Raw genomic sequence first — 8,646 nt, forward strand, 5'->3', positions numbered from 1 at the left:
GTGTATAAGAGACAGATCATTCGTCATGTACAGATCCTGCCATCCTGGGCGATGAGTTTCCCCGCATCGGCCGGTCTTCCAGGGAGAACGCACCGAGAGGAGGTGGACGTTGACCGCTCATGACGAGACGCCGGCGCCCCGCGGCCCGGGTCCCGGACCCGCCGGCGGCCCTGGTGACCCTGCGGTGCACGCCCCGGCCGTACTGGTCCTGGACCCCACGGTCGGCCGCGCCGAGGTGCCCGGGCTGTGCGCGCGCCTGCGCGAGCTGGCGTCGCACGGCGCCGTGGCCGGTCCGGTCGTCGTGGACGTGGCCGCGGTGCGCGCCCCGGACCTGGCCGTACTGGAGGCGCTGGCCCGGCTGCAGCTCACCGCCCGGCGCCTGGGTAGCGGGATCCGGCTGCGCGGCGCAAGCGGCGAGCTGCGGGCCGCCCTCGCCCGATCGGGCCTGGACAGCGTGGTACCGACGGCGGGCCTACCGGGCGTCGACGGGGTCGAGGCGGGCGGGCAGGCCGAAGAGCGGGAAGAGGCGGGCGGTGTCCAGGAAGGAGTTGAGCGCGGTGACCCGGCCGGCTGACACCTCGATGACCTGGAGCGCCCAGGGCTCATGGCCGCCGTCCGAGGCGGGGCGGTACTGACCGAAGGCGGGCGAGCCGTTCGCCACCGTCGGGATCAGCCGTGAGCCGCAGCAGCCTATGCCCTTGCCCAGCAGCCACTGGCGGATATCGGCGTGGCCGCGCATCCACAGCGAGTACGGCGGCATCGACAGCGTCGCGTCCTCATGCAGCAGGGAGGTGAGGGAGTCCAGGTCGTAGCGCTCGAAGGCGTCCACGTAACGGGCCAGCAGGGCGCGCTGCTCCTCGTCCAGCGGCTGGACGGGGTCGGTGGCGCTGATTCCGCTCGCGGCGATGGTGGCCCGCGCGCGCTGCAGCGCGCTGTTGACCGACGCGACCGTGGTGTCCAGCAGCTCCGCGACCTCGGCGGCCTTCCAGGCCAGCACCTCGCGCAGGATCAGCACCGCCCGCTGCCGGGGCGCCAGATGCTGCAGCGCGGCGATGAACGCCAGCCGCACGGACTCCCGCTGGGCGGCCAGCTCGGCCGGATCTCCGTCCTCCGTCACGATGCGGCCGTCGGGGGCCGGCCCGACCCACGCGGTCTCCGGCAGGGGCGGACCCAGCGGCGACGAGGCCGTCGCCACGGCCGACAGGTCCATGGGCCGGGCGCGGCGCTGGCTGCCGCCCAGCATGTCCAGGCATACGTTGGTCGCGATGCGGTACAGCCACGACCGCAGCGCCGACCGGCCCTCGAACCGGTCGAAGCCCCGCCAGGCCCGCACCATGGTCTCCTGCACGGCGTCCTCGGCCTCGAACGCCGAGCCCAGCATCCGGTAGCAGTACCCGGTCAGCTCCACCCGGTGGCGCTCCAGCTGCGGCTCGACCGCGGCCGCGCTTTCCGTCGCCGTCACGTCACTCATCGCAAGGCTCCCTGTCGACCCTCCGGTTAACCCTTGGTCGCAAGGTAGCGGCTGGGTCTGACAATCCCCCGTCGCCAGGCCCGCCGCCGCCTTCCCTGCGGGCATACGGCACAGGTGAGACAGGCGCCGGGGGATGTGCGGGGCGCGTGAGGCTCAGCCGACGGGCCGGGCGCGGACCGTGGAGGAGTGCACCTGATGCCCGCCGCTGGCCAGCATCCGGACCTCGGCGCGGTCGCTTATCTCGGCCCGCACGATGCCGGTGTCATCCGCGTAGACGGGGTGCCCTCCCGGTCCGCTGCTGTCTGTACGGTGCACCACCACGACGTCCTCGGCCACGTCCTCGGCGGCCTGGGCCGCAGCGTCCGGATGCACGAAGATCAGCTCATATCTCTCACGACGCGCCATGACACGCCCTCCTGCCACGCCATCCCGACCCACTCCCCAAACCGGGACATTCAACACTATCGAACGGGCCCGAACGCGCAAGAGCGCAACTGGTCACAGGCTTCAGTTCCGGGATCCGTCAGCTCCGGGATTTGCCGCGCGGGGCGCGGGGCGGGCGCGGCAGCAGCAAGGCGGGGACGAGCGCCAGGGCACAGAAGGCCACGACCCACCAGAAGGTGTCCGCGAACGCCTCGGCGGGAGCACCCGGCCGCTCGGCCGTCCGGTGCGCCAGGATCGTGCCCAGGACCGCCGCGCCGACGGAGGCGCCCACGGTCTGGACCGTGGTGATGGCGCTGGTCGCGCGCGGGATCGCAGCCGGTTCGAGGCCGTGGTACGCGGCCGCCATCACCGGCACGGTGGCGGCGGCCGTGGCCAGGCCCCATACGAACAGCGCGGCGGACAGCAGCAGCTCGCTGGTGTCCGGGCCCATCCGGGCGCAGACCAGCGCGGCAGGCAGAGCGGCGGCGATCCCGGCCAGCACGACCGGGCGGGCGCCGACCCGGTCGGTCACCCTGCCCACCAGCGGCAGGGCGGCCATGGTGCCCAGGCTCTGCGGAATCAGCAGCAGCCCGGCGGTGAGCGCGCTGTGGTCGCGTACCTGCTGGTAGTAGAGCGGCATCAGGATCATGGCCCCGAAGATCGACATTCGGGAGAGGAAATTGAGCGCGGACGCGGCGGCGAAGGGCCGCCGGGCGAACAGTCGCGGGTCCACGACCGGCGTACCGCGGGTGCGCAGCGCGTGCAGCGTGAACGCGGCGAGCAGCACCGCTCCCGCGGCGGTGAACGGCACGCTGGTGCGGTAGAGGCCGTAGGTGAGCGCGGCGAGGGCCGGTGACAGCAGGGCGAGGCCCACCACGTCCGGCGACGACCCGGCGGCCGCGGGGCGGGGGGCGCGGGGAATGCCCCGCCAGGCCAACAGGGCGGCCAGCAGGCCGATCGGCACGTTGACGTAGAAGATCCATCGCCAGCCGGGGCCCTCCACCAGCAGTCCGCCCAGCGGCGGACCGGCGATCGGGGCCAACTGCGCGGGTATCGCCACGACGCTCATCACCCGGCCGCGCCGCTCGGGCCCGGCGGCCTGGGCCAGGATGGCCATGCTCAGCGGCACGATCATGCCACCGCCGACGCCCTGGAGCACCCGAAAGGCGATCAGGCTGCCCGCCGACCACGCGGTGCCGCACAGCGCCGACCCGGCCGTGAAGACCGTGAGCGCGAACAGCCAGACATTTTTGGCGCCGAAGCGTTCGACGGCCCAGCCGGTGACGGGGATGACCATGGCGATGGCCAGCAGATAGCCGGTGCTGACCCACTGGATCACGGCCACCGAGGCGTCGAAGTCACGGGCGAGACCGGCCAGCGCGACGGTGACCATGGTCATGTCGAGCATGGAGGTCAGCGCGCCGACGACGACGATCGCGGCCAGCCGGAGCAGCCCCGCGTCGAGCCGCGCGGGCGCGCCGCCGGGTCCGGCGGCCGATTCGGGTGAGTTGGGAGATACGGGAGGTTGGGACGATCGGTCACTCATGAAGAGGGAAACTACACGGTGCAGTGTAGCTCTGTACACTGCACCGTACAGTTCCCCGTCACGCACCGACCCGCCGCATCCGCGGCCCCAGATCAGGAGCGCCCATGCCCCGCCAGGCCCCTCTCCGCCAGGGCTCGCCCGAGAAGCGCGCCGCCATCGTCGCGGCCGCGCTGCGGATCTTCGTAAGCGAGGGGTATGCGCGCGCGAGCATGGACGCGATCGCCGCCGACGCGAAGGTCTCCAAACGCACCATCTACGACTACTTCGGTGACAAGGAACGCCTGTTCCTCGCGGTCATCGAGGAGACCGAGGCGGCGCAGGAGGAGGGCTTCCACGCGCTGCTCGAACGGACTTTGGACGGCGTCACCGCCACCTCCACCGTTGCGACCGCGCCGGGCACCGGCGGGCCGGGCCCCGGGGCAGCGGAGCTGGAGGCGGCGCTGATCGTGTTCGGCCGGGAGTTCGCGACCGCCGTTCTACGGTCGCCCGTGCGGGCGGCGCTGGTCCGGCTGATCAGCGCCGAGGCCGGCCACTTCCCCGCCCTGCGGCGCCGCGCGGGCTCGGTGGGCCACGCGCAGCAGGCCATTACCGAGCGGCTGGAGCGGTATGCGGAGGCCGGACTGCTCGACATCGCCGACCCGGTGGAAGCCGCCGAGTACTTCGGCCTCCTGGTCACCGGCCGGGTCAACAACCGCTCGCTGTTCGGCACCGTGGAGGTCGACGACGCGCTGATCGACGAGCTGGTGGCCGGCGGGGTGCGGTTCTTCCTGCGCGCGTACGCGCCCGGGCCCCGCCCTTGAGCCGGGATCCCGGGCCGAGCGACGCGCGCCCACGTCGACAGGGACCCTCAGCCGCCGGTCAGCCCGGCACGCGAGACCGGGCGAGAACGCGTCGCAGGCACAGCAGACTCGCGCGGCGATGGCCGGCTACGACCGGCGGCTGTTCGAGCGGGCGGGCGACGCCGTCGCGCGGTCCGCGGTCGATGTCTACGCGGCGCTGTGCAACATCGACGTCTACACCGTGCTCACCGGGGAACGCGGCTGGTCACCCGACCGGGTCGAGCGGTGGTGGGGCGAAGCGCCGGCCCGGGAACTGCTTGGCTGAGCCCCCTCTTCCGCCCTCGCCCACCCCCGCTTCAGGAGCCGTGAAAGCGGCGGTGCAGTTCGTGTACGCGCTCGGCGAGGACGGGGAACGGGCCCTCCACCACGGCGCCCGGGATGACCTCCTGGATGGGCAGGGCCCGTACGGGAGGGGCCGGGACCCCGAGGTCGGTGAGCCAGGCCGTCAGTTGCCCGGATGAGCTGGCGTACACGATGCGGCCCAGCCCGACCCAGCCGTGGGCCGCGGCACACATCGGGCAGTGCTCGCCCGAGGTGTAGACGGTGGCCGCGGCGCGCTCCTCGGGGGTCAGATGGGCCGCGGCCCAGCGTGCGATCTCGAACTCGGGGTGGCGGGTGTGGTCGCCGCCCGCCACATGGTTGTGATCCTCGAAGAGGACGGCCCCGTCCGCGGCGACGAGCACCGAACCGAACGGCTCGTCGCCCGCTTCCAGGGCCTCGGCCGCCAGCTCCACGCAGCGGCGCAGATGGCGCAGATCGGCGTCGTTCGCCATGGCGGCCTCCTCGGGAAGTGATCTTCACGGCATGCTAAAGCCTCGCCGCGCCCGAACGCATCCGCGGAAGAGGCCGGACCGTCCACGTAGGACACCGACCCATCCGCGTAAGAGGCCGGACAGGGCTCAGGAATAGTCCCTGCCCATCAGCCCGCCGAATTCGTCCGGGTCGGCGTCGAATCCCCGGATGCCCTCATGGAATTGCCACTCCCCCGAGTCGTTCCGGATGAATTCGGCAACGGTCGCGGCCTTGGCGCCCAGCGCCCCGACGAAACCGCTGTTCACGAGTTCGGTGATCCCGTCGGCTATCCGGAAGCTGCAGTTGGCCACGTCGCTGAAGGTCTTGGGACTGCTGCCCTGCTGGATGGCCACGCCCACGACCACCCGGGCGTAGGAGGGAGACAGCCGCTCCAGCTCCAAGGTCATGACCTCGTCGGCGCCGAGGCCCTGGCCGGTCTGGCTGTCCCGGTTGAGGGTGATGGTGCCGTCGGGCGACCGGCGGTCGAAGTGCACGAGGTAGGCCGGTTCGCCGTACGGGTCCGCCGCGGTGTAGGTCCCCGCGATGATGTCGAGATCGTGGGCCGGCTGCCCCAGCGGGCTGGGATCCCACTTGAGCGCCACCTGGACTTTGCTCTGGCCCTTGTTGATACCGGTCACCTGACTCCCCTTTCCGGAATTGATCCGAACAGAATTCCCTCGGACCCGGATCCTGCTGTCTCAATCCCGCGCACAGCAACGGAGTTGGGATTTTATCAGCGGCATCCGACAGGGAACGGCGGGACACGGGGAGACAAGGCGCTCGGGCCCGCAACGCCCGCCCCGCCCCGCACACCCGCACCAGGCGGGACCCGCCGGTACGCACAGGGCGCGCCGGTACGGGAATCAGTGACCGCCGCCGGCCGGGCTCCCCATCCGGCGAAGCTCGTGGCGCAGCCGTACCAGCTCGCCGTGGCCATCCGCCGAATATGACCCGGTCAACCGCCCCTTCTTGTAGAGCTTGAGCCGGTAAGGGATGGCGCCGGCCAACCGGAGCACGGCCACGAACGGGGCCAGCAGCAGCCGCAGAAGAAGTTCGGCCAGCCAGAAGGGCAGCATCACCGCGAAGACAAGCAGGAAGGGCAGGGCGATGATCGCGGAGATCGGGTCGTCGCCGAGACCGCTCGGGGCGTGCTCGAACGCTACCTCCGGTTTGACCCACCGCGGCCAGGCCAGCCTCTGCTGTCGTAGCCGCCACTTGGTTCCGGATTCATCTTTCCAGCGCACCCGGGCACCCTATATCCCACGCCCCGCCGGGCCGTGGCCGGGTCGTCCAGTCCCTTGGCCGAATCAGCCCGTTCATCGAATGGAAATCCACGGTTGACGCACGGATGGGGATTCTGCCCTTGTTTGTCGCGAGCGAACCATTCGCTCACATCGGCCGATTCGGCGTGATCACCGCCCCGGCGGGGGCTTCGCTCTTGACGTTCCATCAGGTCCGTCGTCTAATTTCATGCCTCGCGCCGCCCCGGGCGGAATTCCGAAGCCGTACCTTCGGGTCCACGTGCCGGGAATGATCTCCCTTTACCCCGCTCTGCCGATTCTTTCGGAGACGCCATGAGATCTGCTGACCGGCTCGGCGACCTCGTCCTCGGCATCACTCCCTTCGGGCGACCGGACGCCAGGCTCGCCGCCGCGGTCAGCCGCGCCGGAGGGCTCGGGATCCTGGACCTGGGAGCCGGGGACCGGCGGGCCCGGGAGGCGCTGGAGCGGCTTCGGGACTGGGCCCCCGGCGGCCGGTACGGAGTGCGGATCGGCCCCGGCTGCCGGCTGGCGCCCGCGGACTTGGCGGCGGCCCGCCCCGAGGCGGGGCCCCGGGACGGGGGCGTTGGCGCGGGTCCGGACACGGTGGTTCTCGCGGCGGACTCCCCCTGGACGGTGGCCGACGCCGTGGCAGTGGCCGACGCCGTGGGCCGCCACCGCGTCCTCGCCGAGGTCACCGACCTGGACGAGGCGCTGGATGCCGTACGAGCCGGGGCGCACGGCCTGATCGCCCGGGGTGGCGAGAGCGGTGGCCGGGTCGGGGCGCTCGGCACCTTCGTACTCCTGCAGCAGTTGCTCGCCGAGCCGGGGGTGTCCGTACGGGTGTGGGCCTGTGGCGGAATCGGCCTCCACACGGCCGCGGCGGCGGTCGTCGGCGGGGCGGCGGGCGTCGTGCTGGACACCCAACTGGCGCTGCTCACCGAGTCGGGGGTGCCCGAGGAGACGGCCGCCGCCCTCCGCTCCCTGGACGGCTCGGAGACCGCCGTGGTCGACAGCCGCCGGGTGCTGCGCCGCCGGGTGCGCGATGCGCGCGCCCGGCCGCTGCCCGTCGGTCAGGACGGCTTTCTGGCGGCGCGGTTCGCCGAGCAGTATGGCGATGTCGGCCGGACCGTACGCGCCGTGGCCGAAGCCGTACGGGATGCCGTACGGGACGACCGCGCCGCCTCCGCGCTGCGCCCGGGCTCGCCGATGAGCGTGGCGCTCGGCCCCCGGCTGCCGGTGGCACAGGGGCCGATGACCCGGGTCAGCGACCGGGCCGGGTTCGCCTCCGCGGTCGCCGGCGAGGGCGCCCTTCCGTTCCTCGCGCTCGCCCTCGCCGGGCGCGAACAGGCGCGCGCCATGCTGGTGGAGGCGGCGGCCGCGCTGGAGGGGCGGCCGTGGGGGGTGGGGGTGCTCGGCTTCGCGCCCGAGGAGATCAGACAGGCCCAACTCGAGGCCGTACGGGAGATCCGCCCCAGCCACGCGATCATCGCGGGCGGGCGGCCCGCCCAGGCCGAGGCGCTGGAGAAGGCCGGGATCGCCACCTTTCTGCACGTCCCTTCGCCTGGGCTGCTGAGGCAGTTCCTGCGGTCCGGCGCCCGTCGGTTCGTGTTCGAGGGCTCCGAGTGCGGCGGTCACGTCGGCCCGCGCCACAGCTTTCCGCTGTGGGAGGCCCAGATCGCGGTGATCGAGGACTTCCTGGACGAGGGGGACGGGGCCGCGGCCCCGATCGAGGTCTTCTTCGCGGGCGGCGTCCACGACGAGCGGTCCGCGGCGATGGTCGCCGCCCTCGCCGCCCCACTGACCCGGCGCGGTGTCCTGGTCGGCCTGCTGATGGGGACCGCGTATCTCTTCACCGAGGAGGCGGTGGCCCACGGCGCCGTCCAGCCGCTGTTCCAGCGCCAGGTGGTGGCCGCGCGGCGCACCGCGCTGCTGGAGACCGCTCCGGGGCACGCCACCCGCTGTGTCCCCAGCCCGTTCACCGAGGAGTTCGGCGCCGTCAGGGATCGGCTGCGCGCGGAGGGCGTCCCGGAGCGGCAGGTGTGGGAGCGGCTGGAGCGGCTGAACGTCGGCCGGCTGCGGATCGCGGGCAAGGGTGTCGAGCGCGGCCCGGGCGGCGAGTTGGTGGCGATCGGGGAGGAGCGCCAATATCAGGATGGCATGTTCATGGCAGGCGATGTGGCGGTACTGCGCTCGGCCACCACCACTGTCGCCGCCCTGCACCACTCCGTGGCCCCGGCCGCCGCGGACTTCTTCCGCCGCGCCGCGGCCGCGCTGCGCGAGCGCCTGGGCGTGGCCCCGCCCGGGCGGGGCGAG

General features: G+C 72.7%; 10 protein-coding genes. 4 read left to right on the top strand and 6 right to left on the bottom strand.

Annotated features, from left to right (window positions below; genetic code table 11):
- Positions 1-109: 109 nt before the first annotated feature.
- Entirely contained in the window at positions 110-574 is a 465-nt protein-coding gene (locus CCN51_RS44145) for an STAS domain-containing protein (protein WP_078610310.1), read from the top strand.
- Here CCN51_RS44145 and CCN51_RS44150 read toward each other — a convergent pair.
- The 3 genes from CCN51_RS44150 to CCN51_RS44160 all read right to left on the bottom strand — a co-directional run bounded on the left by CCN51_RS44150 (position 473) and on the right by CCN51_RS44160 (position 3,440).
- The gene (locus tag CCN51_RS44150; protein WP_043486131.1) at positions 473-1,471 is read right to left on the bottom strand and encodes a sigma-70 family RNA polymerase sigma factor; all 999 of its coding nucleotides are present in this window, start codon (positions 1,469-1,471) and stop codon (positions 473-475) included. The two genes, CCN51_RS44145 and CCN51_RS44150, sit on opposite strands and share 102 nt — an antisense overlap.
- 153 nt (positions 1,472-1,624) lie before the next feature.
- Positions 1,625-1,876 carry a DUF6296 family protein gene (locus CCN51_RS44155; protein ID WP_014173572.1) on the bottom strand — a complete coding sequence of 84 codons (252 nt, stop codon included), beginning with the start codon at positions 1,874-1,876 and terminating at the stop codon, positions 1,625-1,627.
- Between the two features lie 118 nt (positions 1,877-1,994).
- Complete coding sequence (locus CCN51_RS44160) at positions 1,995-3,440, bottom strand: MDR family MFS transporter (RefSeq protein ID WP_014173573.1); 1,446 nt, start codon at positions 3,438-3,440, stop codon at positions 1,995-1,997.
- A 104-nt stretch (positions 3,441-3,544) separates the two neighbouring features.
- Here CCN51_RS44160 and CCN51_RS44165 point away from each other — a divergent pair, with 104 nt between their 5' ends.
- Positions 3,545-4,240 carry a TetR/AcrR family transcriptional regulator gene (locus CCN51_RS44165; RefSeq protein ID WP_014173574.1) on the top strand — a complete coding sequence of 232 codons (696 nt, stop codon included), beginning with the start codon at positions 3,545-3,547 and terminating at the stop codon, positions 4,238-4,240.
- 118 nt (positions 4,241-4,358) lie between these two features.
- Complete coding sequence (locus tag CCN51_RS44170) at positions 4,359-4,544, top strand: hypothetical protein (protein ID WP_014173575.1); 186 nt, start codon at positions 4,359-4,361, stop codon at positions 4,542-4,544.
- Between the two features lie 31 nt (positions 4,545-4,575).
- Here the strand turns inward: CCN51_RS44170 and CCN51_RS44175 are convergent, their stop codons facing one another.
- From CCN51_RS44175 to CCN51_RS44185, 3 genes are all read right to left on the bottom strand, one after another.
- On the bottom strand, positions 4,576-5,052 hold the full coding sequence (locus tag CCN51_RS44175; RefSeq protein WP_014173576.1) for a nucleoside deaminase: 477 nt from the start codon (positions 5,050-5,052) through the stop codon (positions 4,576-4,578).
- 126 nt (positions 5,053-5,178) lie between these two features.
- Positions 5,179-5,733, bottom strand: a complete 555-nt coding sequence (locus CCN51_RS44180) for a TerD family protein (RefSeq protein ID WP_078610311.1) — start codon at positions 5,731-5,733, stop codon at positions 5,179-5,181.
- Positions 5,734-5,934: 201 nt separating this feature from the next.
- On the bottom strand, positions 5,935-6,315 hold the full coding sequence (locus CCN51_RS44185) for a hypothetical protein (RefSeq protein WP_014173578.1): 381 nt from the start codon (positions 6,313-6,315) through the stop codon (positions 5,935-5,937).
- Positions 6,316-6,645: 330 nt separating this feature from the next.
- Here CCN51_RS44185 and CCN51_RS44190 point away from each other — a divergent pair.
- Positions 6,646-8,646 (top strand): nitronate monooxygenase (locus CCN51_RS44190; RefSeq protein ID WP_211303309.1); only part of this gene is annotated, 2,001 nt, incomplete at its 3' end.

It is taken from the genome of Streptomyces milbemycinicus, from assembly GCF_002154605.1.
In the GTDB taxonomy this organism is placed as follows: domain Bacteria; phylum Actinomycetota; class Actinomycetes; order Streptomycetales; family Streptomycetaceae; genus Streptomyces; species Streptomyces milbemycinicus.